This window comes from Meishania litoralis (assembly GCF_042611095.1).
In the GTDB taxonomy this organism is placed as follows: domain Bacteria; phylum Bacteroidota; class Bacteroidia; order Flavobacteriales; family Flavobacteriaceae; genus Meishania; species Meishania litoralis.
Genome location: NZ_JBHFPV010000001.1, coordinates 207,368 through 229,556, shown reverse-complemented (window position 1 = coordinate 229,556; position 22,189 = coordinate 207,368). Strand labels below are relative to the sequence as shown.

Here is a 22,189-nt window from a genome sequence, read left to right as displayed (position 1 = left end):
ATGGTTTTAAAGGTCTTTTTTTAGAGATGAAACAAAATAAGCCCTATGTGCCGAAACACAAGGTAAGAATCGTGACGGCCGCTTCGCTTTTTGACGGCCATGATGCCGCAATCAATATCATGCGTCGTATAATACAGGCCACCGGCGTCGAGGTGATTCATCTTGGCCATGACCGAAGTGTGGTCGAAGTGGTCGATTGTGCGATTCAGGAAGATGTCAATGCCATTGCAATGACCTCGTACCAAGGCGGACATATGGAGTATTTCAAATATATGCACGATCTCTTACAGGAAAGAGGAGCGGGACATATCAAAATATTCGGTGGTGGAGGTGGCGTAATACTTCCGAAAGAGATCGACGCGTTGATGTCATACGGCATTGCGAGGATTTATTCTCCTGATGATGGTCGTAAAATGGGACTTCAGGGTATGATCAATGATTTGGTGGCTCAAAGCGATTTTGCCATGCCAAGTTTAAAACTTACAAAAGACAAAAATCTAGAGGTATCAATCAAACAGAAAGAAGTAGGCACCATTGCCCGTATGATAACCTTGGCCGAGAATAACCCTGAAACTTTTGAGAAGTATTTTTCCTCTGTAAAGAAGCCCACGCAAAATGCTCCCGTAATTGGTATAACGGGCACAGGGGGTGCCGGCAAGTCAAGTCTTATAGATGAGCTCGTTCGCCGTTTTCTAAAGGATTTTCCCGACAAGACGATCGGTCTGGTTTCCGTTGACCCATCCAAAAGAAAAACGGGCGGGGCGTTGTTGGGGGATAGAATACGCATGAATGCAATAAACAATGATCGCGTCTATATGCGGTCTTTGGCCACAAGGCAGGCGAATCTTGCGTTATCAAAACATGTAGATCAGGCGCTTGAAATCCTAAAGGCCGCTGAATTTGATTTGATCATTTTGGAAACTTCGGGTATTGGACAATCAGATACCGAGATCATTGAACATAGCGATGTATCGCTATATGTTATGACCCCTGAATTTGGGGCGGCGACGCAATTGGAAAAAATCGATATGCTCGACTTTGCCGATTTGGTGGCCATCAATAAGTTTGATAAAAGGGGGGCGCAAGATGCATTGCGCGACGTTAGAAAACAATTTGCCCGAAACCATGGCCTTTGGAATACGGGCCAAGACGATTTGCCCATTTTTGGCACCATAGCTTCTCAGTTCAATGATCCAGGTATGGATCGGTTGTACATGGCCTTAATCGACAAGTTGAACGAGAAGACCAAAATCGGACTTAAGTCGACCATAAAGGCGGATACCGGCCAAACGGAAAAGCCGTTCATTATTCCGCCCGCAAGAACACGCTACCTCGCTGAAATAGTGGAGAGTAATCGGGCTTATGATGAGAAAGCGAGAGCCCAGGCAGAGATTGCGCAACGCTTATACGGTATCTATAAGACTGTGGAAAGCCTCAGTAATGCGCGGCCGAAATTGACCAAGAACGGACTTGATACGCCGCCTTCCGATGCTCTTGATTCCGATAATAGACGAGAATTGCAGGAACTGTTGATCAAGGAATTCGATCGTCAAAAATTGGATCTGGAACCCAGTAATTGGGATATCATCCTAAATTGGAAGGAAAAAGTAAAATTATACGCCAATGGCGAATATAAGTTTAAGGTTAGGGGCAAGGATGTTAGAATTGAAACCCATGTAGAATCGCTTGCGCACATTCAACTGCCCAAAGTGGTTCTGCCCAGGTACAAAGCCTGGGGCGATTTGCTTTATTGGTCTCTACAAGAGAATGTGCCCGGTGAATTTCCGTATACGGCTGGACTTTATCCTTTTAAAAGAAAGAGTGAGGATCCGACACGGATGTTCGCGGGTGAGGGTGGACCAGAACGAACGAATCGCAGGTTTCATTACTTGAGTTTTGGCATGGACTCAAAGCGCTTGTCAACAGCCTTTGATTCGGTAACACTCTACGGTGGCGATCCCGACCATCGACCTGATATTTATGGCAAAATAGGAAATGCGGGAGTATCAATTTGTTGTCTTGACGATGCAAAAAAACTCTATTCAGGTTTCGACCTTTGCGACCCGATGACCTCCGTGAGCATGACCATTAACGGGCCGGCTCCTATTTTACTTGGTTTCTTTATGAATGCCGCGATCGACCAAAGTTGCGAAAAGTACATCGTTGAGAACGGACTTGAAGATGAGGTGGAAAGAAAAATAATATCGATCTATAAAAAAAAGGGAACTATCCGTCCAAACTATAATGGTCAACTACCCGAAGGCAACAACGGCTTGGGATTGATGCTTTTGGGCGTGACCGGCGATGCAGTATTGCCCAAGGAAGTTTATCAAGAGATCAAGAAGAAAACCCTTGGTCAAGTGCGCGGTACGGTCCAGGCCGATATCCTTAAAGAAGATCAGGCACAGAATACCTGTATATTTTCGACCGAGTTCGCCTTACGTTTGATGGGCGATGTGCAGGAATATTTTATTCAGAATGCGATCCGGAATTTTTATTCCGTATCCATATCGGGCTATCATATAGCCGAAGCAGGGGCCAATCCGATAACACAACTGGCTTTTACACTTTCCAACGGATTCACTTATGTCGAGTATTACCTGAGTCGGGGTATGGATATCAATAAGTTCGGTCCGAACCTTTCATTTTTCTTTTCGAACGGTATTGATCCTGAATATGCCGTTATCGGTAGGGTCGCAAGAAAAATATGGGCCAAGGCGATGAAGTATAGGTACGGTGCCGATTCAAGGGCCCAGATGTTAAAGTACCATATACAGACTTCAGGGCGCAGCCTGCATGCCCAAGAAATCGATTTTAACGATATACGTACGACCTTGCAGGCCCTATATGCCATTTACGATAATTGCAATTCATTGCATACCAACGCTTATGATGAGGCAATAACGACGCCTACTGAAGAATCGGTGCGAAGGGCAATGGCGATACAATTGATAATAAATAGGGAACTGGGCCTTGCTAAAAATGAAAACCCATTGCAGGGTTCGTTTATTATCGAAGAACTTACCGATCTGGTAGAGGAAGCCGTACTCCTCGAGTTTGATAGAATAACCGAGAGGGGAGGGGTGCTCGGTGCCATGGAGACCATGTACCAACGTTCTAAAATTCAAGAAGAAAGCTTACACTATGAAACCCTAAAGCACACGGGCGAATATCCGATAGTCGGGGTAAACGTTTTTTTAAGTTCGAAGGGATCCCCGACAACTTTGCCCAAAGAGATTATTCGCGCCACCGAGGAAGAAAAGAAGGCGCAGATCACGACCTTGGAAAATTTACATACGGCGAACAAGAAGAAATCTGAAGAACTGTTGGAAGAGCTTCGTAAAACCGCCATTGAGAACGGAAATGTTTATGAAAAACTTATGGAAGTGACCAAAAACTGTTCCCTTGGTCAAATTACAAGGGCTTTGTTCGAGGTAGGCGGCCAATATCGTAGAAATATGTGAGCCACCTGAAACCTACATTAAAAGGATTGACAAAATAAAAGGTTCGGGGCTACCTATAAAGGACTGTTGATAATCGATTTTCGCCATTCCTTAAATGACTTTCGAAAACTTTTGACTTCGTTGCGAAGTAGATTCAAATACTCTTTTTCGCGCACTCCGTCATGTTCGAGTCCACGACAATATGAATTGATATTGCGGATCATGATGTTAATGAAAGTCGCACTTTTCAATCGTTCTGAACGTGATCTTGAATATTCGGCCTTCGCAATTTGTTGCGGAATCAAAATAGCATCGGTCAAAATGGCGTCGGCCATAATATCGCGAAGACTTTGTGACTTGTAGAGTTTGAGCAAATCTTTATTGAACGAAACGTACGAAGCAATCGCCCTGCTCATCGAGCAGAGTTCCAGTGATTTCCGGTAAACCGGAATCGAACTTAGACGGTTGTGGGCCATTTTTCCTTTCAAGCAATTATAATATAAAGTTAGGAAGGAAACGAGATATCTGTCTTTGTAAAAAATAGTATTGTTGTATATTTACTTTTGAAAGTTAATTATTAGAGAAAAATGTCTTCGAATCCAAAGATAGACGACCTAAATTGGAAGATATTGGAATGTCTTCAAAACAATGCCCGCGAAACTTTCGCCAATATTGGTAGAAAAGTGGGGCTCACTCCCCCTGCGGTGGCCGAGCGGGTAAAAAAAATGGAGGACCTCGGAATACTTTTAGGATATAGGGCGATGGTCTCGCACGCGAAGGCCGGCCATCAATTAAAGGCGATCATCACGCTGCGCGCGTTCATGGGTAAACTAAGGCCGTTTCTGGATAAAGTGGGTACTTTCGATGAGGTGATTAACTGTTATCGCATCACGGGCAATGAGAACATCGTTATGGAAGTGGTTTTCAAAGATCAGTTTCATTTGGAGAAATTTATCGATCAATTGATTCAGTACGGTGAGACAAGAACCCATATTATATTATCGAACGTAATCACCAATGCACCTATCGGCAGGGCAGATGGTTAGTTTGGTTAAACAGTGCTTAACCAGTGCCAAGAAATTGATTTTGATTATTTTAGGGTATTCAACCGATATGTATGCTAATTATCTTGGAATATGCGGTTACGGCAATTGTGTGTCTGATTACCGCGGTCGTCATTCAGCGTATCTACAAAAAAGAGCGGCGAACCGATGTCGGAACTGATGGAATAAATGGCATCATGTGGTTCGGGCTCGCCATCTTGATTTGGGGCTTGGGCGCCCTGGCCAATCTTATAGGGGTGACCGTACTGGGCCTGCTGCCTACCAGTAAACCTGTTATTTATCTCGGAGTGTTCTTATCGCTATTGAATTCGATGTTTATTTTACTTTCCTTGCCATCGATTAAATATAGTGGAAGGCAAAATATAGTCGTCCGCATGGTCGATCGATTTTCCGAACGGGAATTTATTATGATTTATGTTGGGGTTATGTGTATGTTGGCTTTTGTATTCATAATGGTGTCGTTTGTAGGGAATGGTATCGACAATTCGCTCATTTGGTTGATCGACATTCCGATTTCAGTGGTCGTTGCCTTTGCGCTTCTGCATGCGTTGAACCGGGCTTTTGAAACACGGAGTATGCGGTTCATGAACTTGCCCAGCTTTGCGCTTTTCATTCTCATTGTTATCGCCGTAACGCACCGGATCGTACCTAGTGGTTTCGTGAAACCAATGCGTGAAGATACTTGGGCCCTATTGGGCACGGTCACGGCCATTTCTTTTAAATTTCTGTTTATCGTATTATTTTCGATTTTACTTTACAGTTGGAAATTCCTTTCCGAAAAGGAAGAAAAGCAATTTCGTTTAGAATCGCTCCTGCTTGAAAAAGAAGAGTTGCTAAAAACTAATTTACAATTGAAGGTTGCCAATGAAAGCCACTTGAATACTATTGGCCGGCTAAAAAAAGAGCTGGAAACGCTAAAGGAAACCACCAAGATCGAACTTTCGGTACGACAGAAAGAAGTTCTGGCAAACCTGGAATGTTGGGGCGACCAAAAATCGTATACCGAGATCGCAGAGGCCATGCATATCAGTGTCGACGGTTTTCAGGCACACATACATCAAATTAAAAAGTTGCTCAATATCAGCGGCGCAGACGGCAAAAATCTCTTGATTTCATATGCCAAGGAGAATGACCTAATGAAATATGCCACACTGAAAAAGGGCGGTTTTTAATCGCAAAGAATTCCCAGATATTCCGCGTCGGGGTTTCCGATAAACTGCTATTCCCGTAAAAATGGGAAGCTAAATAACGGCATTGCGACTTTTAACCTTCAGATCAAAATGGAACCGGCAAAACCTTTCTGTCGGTAGGTAGCTCTACGGCTCTGCCTTGAGAAAAGTTGGTTTCAAGAAATTCTTTATTAAAGTTCCGAACGTACTTGATGACTGGTTAAATATTGATGGGCCTTTTTTAAGCATTGCGTAACCTTTTGCATGCAAAAGGTTTCGGCCATATTGACCTTAAAAATTTTTAAGGTATGCCCATTAAATTATTTTCACCTCTCATTTTGCTTTTAAGCCCTACTGTTCTACAAGGTGCCGATGAACTGATCAACCGAAAATTCGAAGATGCGACGGGTTGGTTCGTCAATGCGATTTTTGCCGAAATTCCGATAACCGATTCGGTCGGAATTCCTTGGGTGCTTATGGTGCTTCTATTTGGTGCGGGCTATTTCACGGTTTATTTTAAAGGGATCAACTTTGGTAGTTTTGCAACGGCCCTTAGAATTGTCAAAGGTGATTACGATGATTTGGAGGACAAACTTCCAATTGAGGTTTCTGAATCCGTTTTTACGGACGAAGGAGACCAGCCCGATACCATACGTGTCGAAGGCCATCAAGGTGAAGTGACTCATTTTCAAGCCTTGACGGCCGCTTTGTCGGCAACCGTAGGACTTGGAAATATTGCAGGTGTGGCCATTGCACTTTCACTTGGTGGCCCGGGGGCGACCTTTTGGATGGTATTGGTGGGTTTCTTGGGTATGGCCTCCAAGTTTGTCGAATGTACCCTTGGGGTCGTGTATCGTGAAATTGATGAAAACGGTACGGTTTACGGTGGCCCAATGTATTATCTCTCAACAGGCCTGAAAAAAAAGGGTTTGGCCAAATTGGGAAAGATCTTGGCCATGGTTTTCGCCATAATGTGCATTGGCGGATCCTTTGGTGGCGGAAATATGTTCCAGATCAACCAAGCTTTTCAGTTGTTCGAGCACGTAACGGGGGGAGACACCAGTTTTATACATGGAAAGGGATGGTTGTTCGGCCTGTTTATGTCGGTATTGGTAGCTATCGTTATTATCGGAGGTATCAAGAAAATAGCCAAGGTTACCGACAAGATTGTCCCGGCTATGGTCGTAATGTATGTTTTGGCCGTAGTCGGTATCTTGATCATCAATTTTGAAATTGTTCCTGCAGCCTTTCGTTCGATTCTTGAAGGTGCTTTTGATCCAAAGGGCATTGCCGGAGGGGTCATAGGTGTAATGATCCAAGGTTTTAAAAGGGCGGCTTTCTCGAACGAGGCGGGCATCGGTTCCGCATCGATCGCCCATTCGGCTGTCAAGACAAAATTTGCGGCCAGTGAGGGTTTGGTGGCATTATTGGAGCCTTTTATAGATACCGTGGTCGTGTGCACCATGACCGCATTGGTACTGATCGTTACCGGTCAGATTCAGGTCGGGACCGAAATATCAGATGCCCAAGGCGTGGTGCTGACCGCTAATGCTCTGGCCAGTGGTGTTTGGTGGTTTCCTTATTTATTGGCGTTGGCGGTCATATTGTTTGCTTTTTCCTCAATGATCTCATGGTCTTATTACGGGTACCAGGCATGGTCGTTTCTGTTTGGAAGGGGCAAGTCAATGGAATATTTGTACAAATCTATTTTTTGTCTTTTTGTCGTCGTGGGTGCCGCTGCCGGACTTGATTCCGTAACGGATTTTTCAGATGCGATGATATTCGCTATGTTGGTGCCCAATATGATCGGTTTGTTCATACTCTTGCCAAAGGTCAAGGAAGAATTGGTGAAATATATGAAAGCGATCGGGTAGGGAATATAAATTATTTAATATTTGTCCATACGCGATTTAATCGTTTATTTTATTACATGGAATGGGACAAATTGAACGAATACATGCAGATTGCCATCGACAAGGCAATCTTCTATCTGCCAAGGATCATTGCGGCTGGGGTCATTCTGTGGATCGGCTTTAAGATTGCGAAGAAAATTGTACAGGTCGTTAACGCTGCCCTCAAAAGAACCGGTTTTTCAGAAACATTGAGACCGTTTCTATCTTCCACGGTCGGCATATTGCTCAAAGGCGCTGTGCTTTTTGTCATAGCTTCAGTCTTGGGGGCCGACTTGACCGGATTGGTAGCCATTCTTGCGGCAGCGGGATTTGCTGTTGGAATGGCCCTTCAGGGGAGTTTGGGAAATTTTGCATCCGGAATCCTTATCCTTACCTTAAAACCGTACAAGGTCGGAGATTGGATTCAAGTAGAGGAAAAATTTGGAAGTGTTGAGCAAATAGGAATTTTTAGTACAGATGTGCTCACGCCGGGGAACAAGATTCTGATAATTCCCAATTCGAAGATTACCGATTCCGTCGTGACCAATTACTCCGAAAAAGGAATGATCCGTTTAGAATTGGAGGTAACCATGCCCTATTCTGAGAGTTTTCCAAGGGTAAACAAAATTATCGCGGAATCACTTCAGGGCGTGCCAAAAATTCTAAAAGAGCCATTACCTGAAATCGGTATCCATAATTTTGATTCGCATAATGTTCAGCTCATCGTACGGCCTTATGTGTTGCCCGATGATTACTGGGAAGTCACCTTTGCGGCCAACAGGGCCATCAAGAAGGCTTTCAGCGAGAACGACATAAAGGTTGCCTATTCAGAGGGAATAGAAATAGGTCAGATAGGGGAATAGGCATATTTGAGCCACATATTTACCATATTGTTTTGAGTGGTAATTTTGGCCGGGTTTTTGATTAACCTTTTGCTATGAAAAGAATTTTATTCGTACTTGCCTTGGGGTCTTTTATTTGTGCCTCGGCACAGCAGATCGCCCTTAAAAAAGGAGTTATTACCGATGCGGTTTCTGTTCTGGATACCGTTGCCGAAAGCTTTGCCCTTTACCTGCCCACCAATTTCGATACTTCAAAAAAGTGGCCGGTCGTTTTTGTTTTTGACATGAAAGGTCGGGGTAGGCAGGCACTTGGCGTTTTCAAGGAAGCGGCCGAAGAACAGGGATATATTCTGGCGAGTTCGAACAATGTTTCCGATTCGTTGTCCTTGACCGATAATATGCTGGTTAGTAGCCGCATGTTCAATTCCGTTTATAATATGCTTCCGGCACAAATGAACAGAACCTATGTGGCCGGATTTTCGGGCGGGGGTAGATTTTCTTCATTGATCCCTACTTTTATTAAGACCGTCAAGGGCGTAATTTCTTGTGGGTCCGCGATTTCTACCACCGAGGTCTTGAGCGATAAGAATCCTTTTCATTTTATTGGTATAGTTGGTAATCTTGATTATAGTTATCCTGACCTGATTTCGTTGGAAGAGACATTGGATAGATTGAAGTTTCCAAATCAACTTTTGGTCTTCGAAGGAGGTCATGAATGGCCGCCCAAAGAACAACTTTCCAAGGCCCTTGAACTATTTACCTTGGGCGCAATGGCAGACAATATCGTAGCCAGGGACACTACTTTCATACACCGGTCTTACAAAAAGAATTTGGGTGAGGCGGGTCAGTTCGTAACCAAAAACAAGCCGCTTCTTGCCGACAGGGCCATTTTGGACATGATCGACGTCTATCGTCCATTTATAAGCGTCGATTCATTAAAAGAAAATAGGAAAACCTTGAAGAAGAACAAATTCTACCGATCGCACACGCGCAGTCAGAATTCCATCTTTTTTAAAGAAAGCCTGATAAAGGATGACTATGACTATTATTTGGAGGAAGACATCATGCACTATAATTTCAATAACCTCGGCTGGTGGAAATACCAAATGGAGGAACTTGAAAAATATGATAAAAGTCAAAATGTCTTTGAACGCCAGATGGGTGTGCGCCTAAGGGGCTATATCAATGCTTTGGTCGCCGACAATATCGACCTTTTAAAGGTAGAACCGAACTTAGATCTAGATGCGCTTAATTTTCTGTACATGCTGAAGACCATTATTGACCCCAAAAATGCCGAGGGGTATCTAAAGGTAATTTCTATCAGTGCGCAAATTGAAGATTACGGCACGGCTCTTTTCTACTTGGAAGAATTGCTAAAAACGGGCTACGACAATCGCAGCGCATTGTACGAAATTGAAAATACGGCACTATTACGTATTACCCCCGAGTATAACAAAGTGGTCGAGAAATATCTCAAAGAGGCGCGTTATGATATTATTGAACGATAAGGTGCGGTACTTGGTCAAGCCGCCAATCGATAACGAGGCCTTTGGCGATACTTTCGGCAATTTCTTTGCCATATAACAATTCACAAAGATAAAGTGCCGCTTCGAAACTTTTGGCACCACCTGCCGAGGTGATATATTTTGCGTCATGCACGAAGAGTACACTGTCCTTTATACTCAAATGGGGGAACATGGCCCTGTATTTTTCGATATCACTAGGAAAGGTCGTGGAAACTACGTTGTCTAAAACCCCGGCCTGGGCAAGAACAAAAGCTCCGTCACAATGGCTGGTCATATAGAGCGCACTGGAATCTACTTTCTTTACAAAATCTATCATAATGTTGTCTTTCAAGTCAGTGTCAAGATGATGTTCTGCGCTAGGCACGACAAGAATATCGATTTTGGGTAGATCATCCACAGTATAATCATAATCAGGTAGAACCCGAACGCCCTCGAAAGTGGTTATTGGGCTCAGTGTATTTGCGACGGTAAAGGTATTCATGGCCTTGATTCCCTTTCTATATTTCGTATGTTGAAAAATATCGAAAGGTGCCGTGAATTCGGTATTGTACGTACCATCCATGATCAAGAAAGCGACATTGTACCTTGTGGTATCCAACTCAGGCAATACCCTTGTGTTCTTCCCATGGTCAATGGGTTTATTATTTGTTTCCCCACAGGATATGACAGTAAGGGCCAAGCAAGCGATAAGGATAGATTTTTGCATTTGATATGTTTTGCGGCAAAGTACAGAAATTTGGATCTGTATCGAAGTAGTATAAATTGTATTTTTGTCTTAAAGCAGCTAAAATGAGATTTGTTCCCTTTGTTTTTTTGGTGATAATGCTGTCGTGCAAGCAGGATAAGAGATACCACGATGTCGCTCAAGAACAGATTGCCGCCCAAGAACTTGATGCCGTCAAGGATATCTTGGAGTTTCAAAATGAACTTAATAAAGAGTTCAAAGATCCCGAAACATCGCCGCTGCCCGATAGACATAGAAAAAATTTCGAAGGGTTGGATTTCTTTGACCCCGACACATCATTCATAGTTGTGGCCAAATTTGTGCGTACCCCCGATGCCATTCCCTTTCTGATGCCCACCACCACCGATAGAAAATCAAGGGAGGTTGTTTACGGTATGGCCCATTTTAGCTTGAATGGTGTCGAGCATCGGTTAGAAGTGTACCAGAATGAGGAATTGATGCAACAAGAAGAATATCGTGATTATCTTTTTTTGCCCTTTACCGATAAGACCAATGGTGAGGAAACCTACGCTGGCGGAAGATATTTAGACCTTTCAATACCTAGCGGAGATACGCTCATACTTAACTTTAACAAGGCGTATAATCCATATTGCGCATATAATAAAAAATATTCCTGTCCCATCGTTCCAAGCGTAAACGCACTGAATGTTGCAATTCTGGCCGGAGTGAAGGATTTCAAACCTATTTCAGATTAAAAAACCCGGCCAATTGACCGGGTTTTGAACTGACCAACTTACAAACCTAAACTTAACTGATTCATTTAGAACTGGTAAATTGCTGCCAGTACAAATGACGAAAGACTTCCGATCGGTTCTCCGTCGGAGTTTAGAAACACATCTTCGGAGACACTATCGAGTCTTAACTCAGGTTTTATGATCAAATCTCCGATCGTTGCGCTACCTGTGAGCGTTACCGCAAAAACATTGGTCTCGTCACCAAATACTATAGCTTCGGCATCTTCACCGGTTTCCGCAAAATATTCCCCTCTCAATCCGATGGTAAAATTATCAGAGGTTTTCAGTTGAGGATAAAGGGCCGTCCCATAAAAACCTTCACCGTCATTGTCAAAATAGGCGGCGTTGATTCCTAAGAAAAATGAATCGGACAAATCGAACCCTCCGGTATAATCGATTTCGAATGCCCCATGATCGATAAGCGCATTGAGATATTGACCACTATAGCCCAATTGGGCCCCAAAAGCGTAAGTTCCGGAAGGATTGAATTCGGTAAGGTCGGTCGGGTTCATCACCGATAACATGGCCGACCAATCATTGCCCAAATCGAAATCGGCCTTTAATCCGGTATGTGAAAAGGGTCCATAAGAGAACAGATACGACGTGCTATAGTTGAAGTTCGCCGATGGTGAAATTACCTCGTACCCCAAAAACGTATTGAAATTACCGAATGTCAGGGTCACCGACTCGCTCACGTTCCAATAAACATAGAGTTGGTTCACGATATTTCCGGTGAGGGAATACATCGGGGAAGCAAAAATCGCGTCGGTACCCCGAGGCCCGAAGACCAGATCGGCCACAAATCCGACTTTTTCGCCTTCGTATGATCCAATGACATTGGCCATGCCCAGGGCAAAACCGGGAAGGTTTGCAAAAGAGCTTCCGGGGGCCGAATAATTTTCACCTGAGTTTGCAGAATTCAGATTGGCCCTATAATAGGCATCTACAGTTCCACTAAAAGAAAATTTGGGCTTGGTTTCCTCTTCATCTTGTGCAAAGGCGAAACTGCCCAGAAACAAGATTACAGGAAAAACTATAATTTTTACGAAATTTGTGTTTGTAATCGCTTTCATAAATTTAAGATTAGATGTCCCTTTAATGGGATGTTGATAATAGATAGATCTGAATTTTGAAAAGGTTATTTAACGGAGCGTTCTGCCAAACGCTCCGTTTCCTTATTATTTGTTTAGCTAGTGCTCGTTCGTTCTAAAATCAGGATATGCATCCATGCCATGTTCGTGAATATCGAGACCTTCCAATTCTTCTTTTTTTGAGACCCTGAGCCCCATTACGGCCTTGAGTACCCCTAGTATAATTCCTGAACTGATAACACAGAAGGCACCAATGATCAATACTCCAAAAAGTTGGGTCAAGAATTGGTCAAAACCTGCCTTGTCACCGAGGATCCCAACAGCCAATGTGCCCCAAATACCACAGATCAAGTGAACGGTTACGGCACCGACAGGATCGTCAAGTTTTAGTTTATCTATAAAAGATACCCCCAATACTATGATCAGCCCGGCGATAAAGCCGATAACAACTGCTTCGTTCGGTGACATTAAATCGGCGCCGGCGGTGATACCTACCAGACCGCCCAAGATGCCGTTCAAGAACATGGTGAGGTCCATATTTTTGTATAAGACCGTAGAGAGTAAGAATGCACCAAAACCACCTGCCGCCGCGGCCAAACTTGTGGTCACCAATACCAATGAGGTCAATGCGGGATCTGCGGACAATACAGAGCCTCCGTTAAAGCCGAACCACCCCAACCAGAGTATAAGCACCCCGGCAGTGGCCATGGGTATGCTGTGTCCGGGAATGGCCTTAGGTTTACCATCGGATCCGAACTTACCGATTCTCGATCCTAAAAGTGCAATGGCGACCAGAGCGGCCCAACCGCCAACGGAGTGTACCAAGGTAGAGCCGGCGAAATCGTAGAATCCCCATGAATCCAAAAATCCTCCGCCCCATTTCCAGGCTCCAACAATCGGGTAAACAAGGCCTACATAAAAGATTACGAATATCATGAAGGAACCTATCTTTATACGCTCGGCCACGGCACCTGAAACGATTGTTGCCGCGGTAGCGGCGAACATGCCCTGAAATAAAAAGTCGGTCCACCAGGTGTACCCGCCGGTGGCGTAGTCAGGGGTCATACCGTTTTCGGGAGCGCCGATGCCAAAACCGGCAAATTTCAAGATTCCCGAAGAACCTTCTTCAAAACCGGGGTACATTAAATTGAAGCCGAAGGCGTAGTACAATAAAAGGCCTCCGGTGATTATGAATATATTCTTGAATAAAATGTTGATCGTATTTTTTTGTCTTGTTAGTCCTATTTCCAAAAAGCCGAACCCCGTGTGCATGAAGAATACCAGTGCGGTACATACCATCATCCATACGTTGTTTGCTGTAAATAATCCTGCTTCCATATATTTAAATTTTTTGTGGGTTAGTTATATTTAGTTGATTCCGGCGTGTCCGTCTTCTCTCGTACGTATGCGATAGGCCTGTAAAACTTCTGAAACGAATATTTTGCCATCGCCTACGTTTCCTGTTTGGGCGGCCTCTATGATCGCGTTGACCGTTTTGTCCAAAAACTCATCGGAGACGACGATGGACAGGTATCTTCTTTGAATGTCGGTGGTGCTATACGATATACCGCGGTAAACGTGGCCTTGTTTTTCATTTCCGACACCGGTAACGTCCCAATAGCTGAAGAAGTTTACCTCGATTGCATGCAATGCCTCTTTGACATCGTCAAATTTGGATTTTCTGATAATTGCTTCGATCTGTTTCATTTGTTAAAATTTAATTGTCCATACTGGTCAGTTGTAATTGTTTCTTTACAAAGATTATTGGCCTCCATTCTTTGGGCCCTTGGCGTTCGAGCCGTGAATATCGGCCTGTGGTTTTCTGGGAATTTGGAAATAATCAATTTCATTGGCTCAATTGTTAAAAGGTCAAATCTATCTTAAATAAAAAATAACCCCTAATTTTTTAGGGGTATAAACAATATTTTTATTCTAATTGTAAATTGTACCCTATAAAATTTAGGGTATGATTTAAAAAAGTATTAAAAATTACGAATTAATAATGCTTGATTAAAAGAATTGTAAGGACCATGTGAAGAAAATATCGTTTAACGATAGTCCATATTATTGCTTCTAGGGTTTGCAATCTTAATGGGGCGGGGCACTAAATAATGATAGATCCTTTCAACGAATTGAAAGACTTGGCTTAGAGTATTCGGGCCAACCAAAGTCCCAAGACCACGGCCAGAATGCCGATCGTGATACTTGATAACGTATAGAAGGAAAAATACAGGAATTCACCGTCGCGAAGTAAGCTGTGTTTTTCCAGGGCGAAGGTCGAGAATGTTGTGAACCCTCCGCAGAAGCCTGTAGCCAACAGAAGGGTCTGGTTTTCGGTAAGAAAATTATTCTTGAAAGAAAGCCCAATGATAATGCCAATGAGTAGGCAGCCGATTATATTGACCAAAAAAGTGCCAAGAAAAAAATGTTGAAAATACGGATTGAAAAACTTTGATATGATATAACGGAGTATGCTTCCGATACCACCTCCCAAGAATACGAGCACTAGCTGCTTCATACCCTAAAGGTATAAAACTATACCGCTTTTTTATACTCCGACGACGCCAAATCCATAGGGTAGATCTGAGATTCTGATGCTTTTGAAGCTGTTGAATCGCTCTTTTTTGTCTTTTGGTCGATACCTGTCAGACTAAAGAACATCATTATGGCGTTGATACCTATTAATATGAAAAAAACACTGAAAAAAGTCATCATGGTTTTGCCCCCTTTGTTAACCAAACGCAAAATTATGTCGTTTGTTATGTTATACGGTCAAAAAAGATCGATAAGATGCTTGAAATTGCATTTTTGTCAACAATGCAATCTTTGAGTTAATTTTTAAGGAAATACTTAATCGCGAAGAGAATAAGTAAGAAAATAATAAAGATTATTCCTACCCACTTGACTCCTTGGTAATTCTTGGAATGCAATTTTTTATCCTTTTTATAGGATAACACGATGAAAAAGGCAAATGCGACCACGAAAAAAGCGGCAAAAATGATTTGTCCCGTGCTGAACATGCGGTTTTGATTATTTTTGGGCAAATCTAAGCGAAAATCAATGCAAAAGAAAATAAGTGCCGTGGCACAATTTCACAATTCGTTCGGACTGGGGGTCTCGAAGACCATGAAGGCCGATCTTGGCGAGTCAAAAAATCGCCTGCGTTTTAATCTAATGGACGAAGAGAACAAAGAATACCTTGAGGCGGCCAATAACAATGACCTGGTCGAGGTGGCCGATGCCCTTGGCGATATGCTCTATATTCTTTGCGGTACGATTCTCGAACACGGCATGCAATACAAGATCGAAGAGGTTTTTGAAGAAATTCAACGCAGTAATATGAGTAAGTTGGGCAGTGATGGCAAACCCATTTACCGTGAAGATGGTAAAGTGTTAAAAGGCCCCAACTATTTTAAGCCCGATATTCAGGGGGTGTTGGATAAATAGGAGAAGGTAGGACTAAGGCTTTTCATAGGGGGCATTATCATTTGAAGTATTATTAATTTTTATATTAATAGTATCTACCAGATTTTGAATCTCGATAACTCTTACTCCATAATAAATCCTTGGCCAAGAAATTGATTTATATAACCTTTCACTTATTCCATAACTTATTATATCACTGTTACTGAGAAATACATCAAATGCATAATCTTTATTAATATTAGATTTAAACAGATTCTTATATGGAACTGCATTTACAAGTTTAATTTTTTTAATATCCCTATAAAATATTTCATATACTCGGAACCTCTTTTTAATAACAACTCCTTTTTCAAATAGTGCGATATATCGAAATCGGTTTCCTACATAAATATATATCGGAATTAACAATCCAAACGTGATTAACAATGGTGGAATCCAAGTTTCACTGGTTTTATCGAATGTTGAGTTGTAAATAAAAAGTACCCCTAATACGAGTGCAATAATTGAAAATATGAAAACCGTGAATAAATCTTTGGAAAATGTTGTCGTATAAATCCTTAATGGTGTTCCAAACTTCGATTTAAAGAAAAGAGGTTTGTGAGATGTGTCAATTAGGTTCATTCGTTATGTATAGAAGCGCCTGTGTGATTAGTTGAGGACTTTTCCAACTGGAAATTCCGACCGCAATTTAGTATACACCGTTTACAAGCTGTTTTTTATCCAATTAAAAATTTCCCTTATCTCCTCTTTATATCTAAAAAGAAAAAAAATAAATCCGAATATCGGTGTCAGCACCTTTGCCAAATTTTTTGAAATCCGAATCACTTTTTTCCAAGTATCTTCTGGAGGCACAAGTAATTCCAATTCCTGGCTAATTAATGGTCCGCCATAAAGATATTTCAGGTCAGCTGATGGGATGGTCCATTTCCCTTTCATTTCATATTTGAAGGGAAGACCTTTAACAGGTATATTATCATGTTTCAGAGGAAAGTAGAACTTTTTAGCCGTATCATCTTTCATATATTGGTATTTTAACCACCAATACATTGCAAAAACAGAATGCTTTTTAGATTTGAAAATTCCTTTTAACTTTTCTACAAAAGATTTGTGTTTCCTTTTGATTTGTACATTCTTAAAATCAAATTCCCAATCATTATCAAATCTATCAGCTAGTTTCTTTCTTTTTCTTTGCTTTTCCGGTGAATCCAATGTTTTATTCAAATTCTGACTAACGGTTAAATTTAGTATAATTTTCCTACAAAAAATTTGACTCGTTAGCTTAAGAAATTAATAGAGTTTCTTTATGTAGGGAATTGCTTGTAACGGTTTAGCTATGAACAGTGCGTGAACAAATAGGCGTTTGCTTTCCGCCATGCACATAGCAAAATCTAGTGGTTTTACTTTTTCTATTTTCTCTCAAAAGCGAAATCCCAGAGATTTCGCAACCTCATAAAAGTACACAAACCTTGGCGTTTAAACCCTAAGCCCGTATTGTTTATAGGTTGTGTTGTAAAACGTTTTAATCCAGTTCAATCTCAGGGTTTAAGAATGTATAAACCTGCCCGCCAATTTTAACAGTTATTACGTCATCATTAATTTTATTTAAAACATCAAATCTATTTTCCAATTCAAGCTTTTTCACAAATAAAACCCTTTGTTGTGATTTATTAATCTGACTATTTCCAATCAATTTCTTCTTTTCAAAAACTCCATGTTTACTTGATTCAACAGAAATGGGTATATCTTTAATTGGTAACGTTGATGTCTCACTCATTGCTATTAGAACTATTAAAGAATTTTGGTAATTCCCATAATCACTCCAAAATCCTGACATTATATTCAAGTTAGAATTGACATTGAACTTTACGTTATAAAAATCACCTTGAATTTCATTAAAAGTGCCGCTTTTATTAAAGAATAAGTAAGGTAAGATTCTAAAATATGATTTTTTATAGTTGGGATTAATAGCTGCAATTCCTTTTGCATTTAATTTGGAAGATAAAATTTCTGAATGTATTTCAGGTCTTAGCAATTGAGATGAGCTCGAGCAGGAAACTAGAAGTGGTAAAATTAAATACAGTAATCGTTTCAAATTTTCTAAATGTTTTACAACTTGCTTATATAAAAGAAAAACACATCGTTCTACCGTAAAATATGGTAAAACGATGTATTTCTAAAAATAACGTTATGTTGCCTAAACCTTAAACCGCCACCCAAAAGGATCTTCGGCACGGTTGTATTGAATATCGGTGATGCGTTTTTTCAAGCGAGACGCGTAACTGTTTTCGAGTTCAGGTAAATCATAATCGGTATCGCGATACCCAAAAGTGGCTATCGGTGAAACGACCGCGGCGGTACCCGCCCCGAACATTTCTTTTAACGTGCCCTTTTTGGCGGCCTCGACCAGTTCACTGACGGTAATCTTTCGAACCTCGGTGGCAATGCCTTCGTCTTTTGCGATTTCGAGTATACTTTTTCGCGTGATACCGTCCAAGATACGATCACTGGTCGGCCCGGTGATCAAGGTATCGCCGATACGTACGAATATGTTCATGGCCCCGGCCTCCTCAATATTTTCATGGGTATTGTCATCCGTCCAAATGACTTGGTTGTACCCTTTTTCTACGGCCAATTGCGTAGGGTAGAACTGGCCCGCATAATTGCCGCCGGCCTTGGCATACCCGACCCCGCCATTCGCGGAGCGTGAATATTTTTCCTCGATCAAGACCTTGACCTTTCCGGCGAAATAAGATCCTGAAGGAGCCGTTGCAATAATAAATTTGTATTGGTTGGCAGGCGAGGCGTGGAATCCGGTGCCCGAGGCGAACATAAACGGACGAATATATAACGAACTGCCCGCATTTCGGGGTATCCAGTCTTTGTCCAACTCCAACAAAGCCGTAAGGCCCTCCATAAAAAATTCTTCAGGCAATTCGGGCATGGCCATTCGTTTTGCCGAGATGTTCAATCGCCTGCAATTGTCCAAAGGGCGAAACAGAAAGATTTCGTCGTTTTCATCCTTATAGGCCTTCATTCCCTCAAAAATAGATTGCCCATAGTGAAAAATCTTTGCCGAGGGATCCAAGCTGATAGGTTGATATGGTACAATTTTGGGGGCTTCCCAACTTCCATTTTTATAGTCGCATACCAACATATGATCCGAGAAAACGCTTCCGAACGAAAGGTTGTCAAAATCAACTTGGTCGATTTTGGAAACTTTTATTTTTTCAACTTGAATTTTCAACGCAGTATTGTTCATTTAGTTAAAGGTTTAAAGATTAAAATTAACCAAATTATTGCTATCAAGACTTCTTTTTTTGTCCAAAAATGACCAGCTTTGTGGTACAAACAAGATTTTTAACGGATATGAAAAATATTAACATTTTGGTTGGGTTTTTATTGTTTTTTATCGTCTGTAATGCACAAGAAAAGCCCGAGATAGGCGAAAACACGGCAGATTTGCCATCGCACTATCGTTCGTTCGGACAAAAAATAGCAGCTTCAGAAAGCCTTTCGGACCAAGAAATGGCACTAAAATTTGATATGCTCGGCGCAAATGATACGTTGAACACCAAATTTACCGCAACGGTGACCGATGTCTGTCAGTCCAAAGGTTGTTGGATGAAACTGGCACTCAACGATAAAGAGGTCATGGTCAGGTTCAAAGATTATGGTTTTTTCGTTCCTATGGATATTTCAGGAAAGGAAGTGGTGGTCAACGGCAAGGCCTTTGTCGAAGCGATGGGCATCGAAGACCAAAAACATTACGCCAAGGATGGCGGCCAGTCGGCGGCACAGATCGCAAAGATCACCGAACCTAAGAAGACCTATAGCTTTGAAGCTGACGGGGTCTTGCTCAAAGAGTGATTTGGAGCGTAAGATCATAACAACGGCCGATGGTTCCCATACCATTCATCTCTCTGAATGGGATGAACACTATCATTCGAAACACGGGGCGATTCAAGAAGCCTATCACGTTTTTATTAAAAACGGACTTTCACTTTTCAAGAACCGTGAGATTTCGATTCTCGAAATCGGTTTTGGTACCGGCTTGAACGCCTTCATTACTTGTTTAGAAGCACCAAAAATTGAATTAAAGGTGCGTTATACCGGGGTGGAGAAATATCCCGTAACACCTGATGAGGTAAAGGTGCTCAACTATCTTGATGAACTTAAGGCGGGCAGATTCAAAGAACGGTTTCAAAGCATGCATGACAGTGCTTGGGAAAAAGACGTTTCGATATGCGATACTTTTCAATTGCACAAAATACAGAAGGATTTTAGTGACCTCGATTTTGATGATACCTTCGACCTGATCTATTTCGATGCCTTCGGCGCACGGGTGCAGCCCGAACTGTGGACGGAAACCATATTTGCCCGAATGTTCAAAGCGCTGAAAAATAATGGTGTTCTTGTTACCTATGCCGCCAAAGGCAGCGTGCGCCGTGCCATGCAACAGGTAGGGTTTAACGTTGAGCGACTGCCCGGCCCACCAGGAAAACGTGAGATGCTTCGGGCGGTCAAACGCGTTTGTTAAATCGAGATTAAAACTAGATCGTTCGAGGTGCGTATACCCTACCTTTGTGCTATGAGGTTTTTGATAACGGGGGCAACGGGTTTGATAGGTAAGGAGATTGTGGCATTGTGCCATAAGCGAAATATTGCTGTCAATTATCTGACCACTTCCAAAGAAAAAATAGTTTCAAGAGGAAGATATCAAGGGTTTTATTGGGATCCCGATTCAGGGGAAATAGATCTTGCATGCTTTTCTGAAGTTTCGGCCATAATCAATTTGGCAGGTGCCTCGATCTCGAAGCGATGGACAGATCATTATAAAAAGGAAATCCTTGCCAGTAGGATAAATTCCCTCAAGACCCTCTATAAAGGACTGGAACAGGTAGATTCAAAAAAGATTACTTCGTTCGTATCGGCTTCCGCGATCGGTATTTATCCAAATTCTTTAGGCTCTTATTACACCGAAGATGAAAAACGGGTCGATGATAGTTTTTTGGGTGAAGTCGTAAACGCTTGGGAAAAGGAGGCGGATAGCTTCGAAACATTTGACCTCAATGTTTTAAAAATACGTATAGGCCTGGTATTATCAGCTGAGGGAGGTGCGTTGCCACAGATGGTAAGGCCGATAAAGAACTGTGTCGGTGCGGCTTTGGGCAGTGGAGAACAATGGCAATCGTGGGTACATATCGAAGATTTGGCCCGTATTTTTCTTTTTGTTGTAGAGCATGAGTTGAAGGGAGTTTATAATGGCGTTGGCCCCAATGCCGTTACGAACAAAAAATTGATACGGGAAATCGCCAAAGTGTTGGATCGACCATTGATATTGCCAAATGTTCCTGAATTTGTATTGAAGACAATTCTTGGCGAAATGTCATACCTGCTTTTGGCGAGTCAAAGGGTGAGCAGTAAAAAAATTGAGGACGAAGGGTTTGTCTTTCACTTTCCGAATATCGATATGGCCCTACATAGCACTTGTAAAAGTGATGGAGAACCTAGATCTTCATAGGCACGCTCTACCCCAGAATCTCTTTTCAAAAAGACTATCGATAATTCAGATGCTTCCCTGCTTGATGGGTGGTAGGGTAATTTGTGATTTCATTGGTGACATTTTGACATTTTTAAAGAAATGGCAGTACTTTTGCCACTTGAAAAACTGAATCTAATACAAGAAGTCAATGAGCAAGAAAGATAAAGCCGAAGAATTGGATGAATTGATCTCGGAACCAATTGAAAATAGTGAAGGCCAGGAGCAATCCGAAGAAAAAGAGGAGGCTTCAGAAACCTTAACGGCCGAGGAAGCGCTTGGTGAAGAACTGGCCAAGGAAAAGGATAAATTTTTGCGATTGTTCGCCGAGTTTGAAAATTACAAGCGTAGAACGTCCAAAGAAAGAATGGAGCTGTTCAAGACCGCGGGACAAGAGATCATGATTTCATTGTTGCCGGTTCTCGATGATTTTGACCGCGCCTTGAAGGAATTGGACAAGTCTGATGACGATGAACTTTTAAAGGGAGTTAAATTGATTCGGGGCAAATTCAGGGAAACCCTGAACACGAAAGGTCTTCAAGAGGTAAGTGTAGAACAGGGTGATGCCTTTGATGCTGAAATACATGAAGCCATTACCCAGATACCTGCGCCCAAAAAGAAGCTCAAGGGCAAGATTATCGATGTAATCGAAAAAGGATATAAACTGGGTGATAAGATCATACGTCATCCAAAAGTGGTCGTGGGCAACTAAACTCTG

General features: G+C 42.1%; 23 protein-coding genes. 12 read left to right on the top strand and 11 right to left on the bottom strand.

Annotated features, from left to right (window positions below):
* The first annotated feature begins 26 nt into the window (after positions 1–26).
* Complete coding sequence (locus ACEZ3G_RS01085; protein ID WP_432423633.1) at positions 27–3,464, top strand: methylmalonyl-CoA mutase family protein; 3,438 nt, start codon at positions 27–29, stop codon at positions 3,462–3,464.
* Between the two features lie 53 nt (positions 3,465–3,517).
* Here ACEZ3G_RS01085 and ACEZ3G_RS01080 read toward each other — a convergent pair whose 3' ends face one another.
* Positions 3,518–3,931 (bottom strand): hypothetical protein, encoded by a 414-nt coding sequence (locus ACEZ3G_RS01080; protein WP_432423632.1) that lies wholly within the window; start codon positions 3,929–3,931, stop codon positions 3,518–3,520.
* Positions 3,932–4,030: 99 nt separating this feature from the next.
* On the opposite strand from ACEZ3G_RS01080, the gene ACEZ3G_RS01075 reads away from it, so the two are divergent.
* The 5 genes from ACEZ3G_RS01075 (at position 4,031) to ACEZ3G_RS01055 (ending at position 9,918) form a co-directional block, all read left to right on the top strand.
* The gene (locus ACEZ3G_RS01075; protein WP_432423631.1) at positions 4,031–4,489 is read left to right on the top strand and encodes an Lrp/AsnC family transcriptional regulator; all 459 of its coding nucleotides are present in this window, start codon (positions 4,031–4,033) and stop codon (positions 4,487–4,489) included.
* 71 nt (positions 4,490–4,560) lie between these two features.
* A complete protein-coding gene (locus ACEZ3G_RS01070; RefSeq protein WP_432423630.1) occupies positions 4,561–5,679 on the top strand; it encodes a hypothetical protein in 1,119 nt (372 codons plus the stop codon).
* 305 nt (positions 5,680–5,984) lie between these two features.
* Positions 5,985–7,550, top strand: a complete 1,566-nt coding sequence (locus ACEZ3G_RS01065) for an alanine/glycine:cation symporter family protein (protein WP_432423629.1) — start codon at positions 5,985–5,987, stop codon at positions 7,548–7,550.
* A gap of 56 nt (positions 7,551–7,606) precedes the next feature.
* On the top strand, positions 7,607–8,431 hold the full coding sequence (locus ACEZ3G_RS01060; protein ID WP_432423628.1) for a mechanosensitive ion channel family protein: 825 nt from the start codon (positions 7,607–7,609) through the stop codon (positions 8,429–8,431).
* A gap of 74 nt (positions 8,432–8,505) precedes the next feature.
* Positions 8,506–9,918 (top strand): alpha/beta hydrolase, encoded by a 1,413-nt coding sequence (locus ACEZ3G_RS01055; protein ID WP_432423627.1) that lies wholly within the window; start codon positions 8,506–8,508, stop codon positions 9,916–9,918.
* On the opposite strand, the gene ACEZ3G_RS01050 is transcribed toward ACEZ3G_RS01055, so the two are convergent.
* Positions 9,905–10,642: a DJ-1/PfpI family protein gene (locus ACEZ3G_RS01050; RefSeq protein ID WP_432423626.1), complete on the bottom strand. Its 738-nt coding sequence runs from the start codon at positions 10,640–10,642 to the stop codon at positions 9,905–9,907. The two genes, ACEZ3G_RS01055 and ACEZ3G_RS01050, sit on opposite strands and share 14 nt — an antisense overlap.
* Before the next feature lie 83 nt (positions 10,643–10,725).
* Here ACEZ3G_RS01050 and ACEZ3G_RS01045 point away from each other — a divergent pair, with 83 nt between their 5' ends.
* Complete coding sequence (locus ACEZ3G_RS01045) at positions 10,726–11,376, top strand: DUF1684 domain-containing protein (protein ID WP_432423625.1); 651 nt, start codon at positions 10,726–10,728, stop codon at positions 11,374–11,376.
* A gap of 65 nt (positions 11,377–11,441) precedes the next feature.
* On the opposite strand, the gene ACEZ3G_RS01040 is transcribed toward ACEZ3G_RS01045, so the two are convergent.
* The 5 genes from ACEZ3G_RS01040 to ACEZ3G_RS01020 form a co-directional block, all read right to left on the bottom strand.
* A complete protein-coding gene (locus ACEZ3G_RS01040; RefSeq protein ID WP_432423624.1) occupies positions 11,442–12,488 on the bottom strand; it encodes an outer membrane beta-barrel protein in 1,047 nt (348 codons plus the stop codon).
* Positions 12,489–12,605: 117 nt separating this feature from the next.
* On the bottom strand, positions 12,606–13,844 hold the full coding sequence (locus tag ACEZ3G_RS01035) for an ammonium transporter (protein WP_432423623.1): 1,239 nt from the start codon (positions 13,842–13,844) through the stop codon (positions 12,606–12,608).
* A 30-nt stretch (positions 13,845–13,874) separates the two neighbouring features.
* Positions 13,875–14,213, bottom strand: coding sequence for a P-II family nitrogen regulator (locus ACEZ3G_RS01030; RefSeq protein WP_432423622.1), 339 nt, complete (start codon positions 14,211–14,213; stop codon positions 13,875–13,877).
* 439 nt (positions 14,214–14,652) lie between these two features.
* On the bottom strand, positions 14,653–15,024 hold the full coding sequence (gene crcB / locus ACEZ3G_RS01025; protein ID WP_432423621.1) for a fluoride efflux transporter CrcB: 372 nt from the start codon (positions 15,022–15,024) through the stop codon (positions 14,653–14,655).
* A gap of 17 nt (positions 15,025–15,041) precedes the next feature.
* Positions 15,042–15,221 carry a hypothetical protein gene (locus ACEZ3G_RS01020; protein WP_432423620.1) on the bottom strand — a complete coding sequence of 60 codons (180 nt, stop codon included), beginning with the start codon at positions 15,219–15,221 and terminating at the stop codon, positions 15,042–15,044.
* A 345-nt stretch (positions 15,222–15,566) separates the two neighbouring features.
* Between ACEZ3G_RS01020 and ACEZ3G_RS01015 the strand changes: the two genes are divergently transcribed.
* Entirely contained in the window at positions 15,567–15,953 is a 387-nt protein-coding gene (locus ACEZ3G_RS01015) for a pyrophosphohydrolase domain-containing protein (protein ID WP_432423619.1), read from the top strand.
* 12 nt (positions 15,954–15,965) lie between these two features.
* Here the strand turns inward: ACEZ3G_RS01015 and ACEZ3G_RS01010 are convergent, their stop codons facing one another.
* The 4 genes from ACEZ3G_RS01010 to ACEZ3G_RS00995 form a co-directional block, all read right to left on the bottom strand.
* Positions 15,966–16,553, bottom strand: coding sequence for a hypothetical protein (locus ACEZ3G_RS01010; RefSeq protein WP_432423618.1), 588 nt, complete (start codon positions 16,551–16,553; stop codon positions 15,966–15,968).
* An 81-nt stretch (positions 16,554–16,634) separates the two neighbouring features.
* Positions 16,635–17,141 carry a hypothetical protein gene (locus ACEZ3G_RS01005; protein ID WP_432423617.1) on the bottom strand — a complete coding sequence of 169 codons (507 nt, stop codon included), beginning with the start codon at positions 17,139–17,141 and terminating at the stop codon, positions 16,635–16,637.
* A 310-nt stretch (positions 17,142–17,451) separates the two neighbouring features.
* Complete coding sequence (locus ACEZ3G_RS01000; RefSeq protein WP_432423616.1) at positions 17,452–18,024, bottom strand: hypothetical protein; 573 nt, start codon at positions 18,022–18,024, stop codon at positions 17,452–17,454.
* 102 nt (positions 18,025–18,126) lie between these two features.
* Positions 18,127–19,191 carry a branched-chain amino acid aminotransferase gene (locus ACEZ3G_RS00995; protein ID WP_432423615.1) on the bottom strand — a complete coding sequence of 355 codons (1,065 nt, stop codon included), beginning with the start codon at positions 19,189–19,191 and terminating at the stop codon, positions 18,127–18,129.
* A gap of 107 nt (positions 19,192–19,298) precedes the next feature.
* Between ACEZ3G_RS00995 and ACEZ3G_RS00990 the strand changes: the two genes are divergently transcribed.
* From ACEZ3G_RS00990 to ACEZ3G_RS00975, 4 genes are all read left to right on the top strand, one after another.
* Positions 19,299–19,799, top strand: a complete 501-nt coding sequence (locus ACEZ3G_RS00990; RefSeq protein ID WP_432423614.1) for a DUF4920 domain-containing protein — start codon at positions 19,299–19,301, stop codon at positions 19,797–19,799.
* A gap of 1 nt (position 19,800) precedes the next feature.
* Complete coding sequence (gene mnmD / locus ACEZ3G_RS00985) at positions 19,801–20,469, top strand: tRNA (5-methylaminomethyl-2-thiouridine)(34)-methyltransferase MnmD (protein ID WP_432425128.1); 669 nt, start codon at positions 19,801–19,803, stop codon at positions 20,467–20,469.
* 51 nt (positions 20,470–20,520) lie between these two features.
* Positions 20,521–21,453, top strand: a complete 933-nt coding sequence (locus tag ACEZ3G_RS00980) for a TIGR01777 family oxidoreductase (RefSeq protein WP_432423613.1) — start codon at positions 20,521–20,523, stop codon at positions 21,451–21,453.
* A gap of 169 nt (positions 21,454–21,622) precedes the next feature.
* On the top strand, positions 21,623–22,183 hold the full coding sequence (locus ACEZ3G_RS00975; RefSeq protein ID WP_432423612.1) for a nucleotide exchange factor GrpE: 561 nt from the start codon (positions 21,623–21,625) through the stop codon (positions 22,181–22,183).
* The last annotated feature ends 6 nt before the right edge of the window (positions 22,184–22,189 follow it).

Coding starts and splice junctions, on each gene's coding strand:
- ACEZ3G_RS01085 (WP_432423633.1), top strand. CDS start 27: ATGAAACAAAATAAGCCCTATGTGCCGAAACACAAGGTAAGAATCGTG.
- ACEZ3G_RS01075 (WP_432423631.1), top strand. CDS start 4,031: ATGTCTTCGAATCCAAAGATAGACGACCTAAATTGGAAGATATTGGAA.
- ACEZ3G_RS01070 (WP_432423630.1), top strand. CDS start 4,561: ATGCTAATTATCTTGGAATATGCGGTTACGGCAATTGTGTGTCTGATT.
- ACEZ3G_RS01065 (WP_432423629.1), top strand. CDS start 5,985: ATGCCCATTAAATTATTTTCACCTCTCATTTTGCTTTTAAGCCCTACT.
- ACEZ3G_RS01060 (WP_432423628.1), top strand. CDS start 7,607: ATGGAATGGGACAAATTGAACGAATACATGCAGATTGCCATCGACAAG.
- ACEZ3G_RS01055 (WP_432423627.1), top strand. CDS start 8,506: ATGAAAAGAATTTTATTCGTACTTGCCTTGGGGTCTTTTATTTGTGCC.
- ACEZ3G_RS01050 (WP_432423626.1), bottom strand. CDS start 10,642: ATGCAAAAATCTATCCTTATCGCTTGCTTGGCCCTTACTGTCATATCC.
- ACEZ3G_RS01045 (WP_432423625.1), top strand. CDS start 10,726: ATGAGATTTGTTCCCTTTGTTTTTTTGGTGATAATGCTGTCGTGCAAG.
- ACEZ3G_RS01040 (WP_432423624.1), bottom strand. CDS start 12,488: ATGAAAGCGATTACAAACACAAATTTCGTAAAAATTATAGTTTTTCCT.
- ACEZ3G_RS01035 (WP_432423623.1), bottom strand. CDS start 13,844: ATGGAAGCAGGATTATTTACAGCAAACAACGTATGGATGATGGTATGT.
- ACEZ3G_RS01030 (WP_432423622.1), bottom strand. CDS start 14,213: ATGAAACAGATCGAAGCAATTATCAGAAAATCCAAATTTGACGATGTC.
- crcB (WP_432423621.1), bottom strand. CDS start 15,024: ATGAAGCAGCTAGTGCTCGTATTCTTGGGAGGTGGTATCGGAAGCATA.
- ACEZ3G_RS01020 (WP_432423620.1), bottom strand. CDS start 15,221: ATGATGACTTTTTTCAGTGTTTTTTTCATATTAATAGGTATCAACGCC.
- ACEZ3G_RS01015 (WP_432423619.1), top strand. CDS start 15,567: ATGCAAAAGAAAATAAGTGCCGTGGCACAATTTCACAATTCGTTCGGA.
- ACEZ3G_RS01010 (WP_432423618.1), bottom strand. CDS start 16,553: ATGAACCTAATTGACACATCTCACAAACCTCTTTTCTTTAAATCGAAG.
- ACEZ3G_RS00995 (WP_432423615.1), bottom strand. CDS start 19,191: ATGAACAATACTGCGTTGAAAATTCAAGTTGAAAAAATAAAAGTTTCC.
- ACEZ3G_RS00990 (WP_432423614.1), top strand. CDS start 19,299: ATGAAAAATATTAACATTTTGGTTGGGTTTTTATTGTTTTTTATCGTC.
- ACEZ3G_RS00980 (WP_432423613.1), top strand. CDS start 20,521: ATGAGGTTTTTGATAACGGGGGCAACGGGTTTGATAGGTAAGGAGATT.
- ACEZ3G_RS00975 (WP_432423612.1), top strand. CDS start 21,623: ATGAGCAAGAAAGATAAAGCCGAAGAATTGGATGAATTGATCTCGGAA.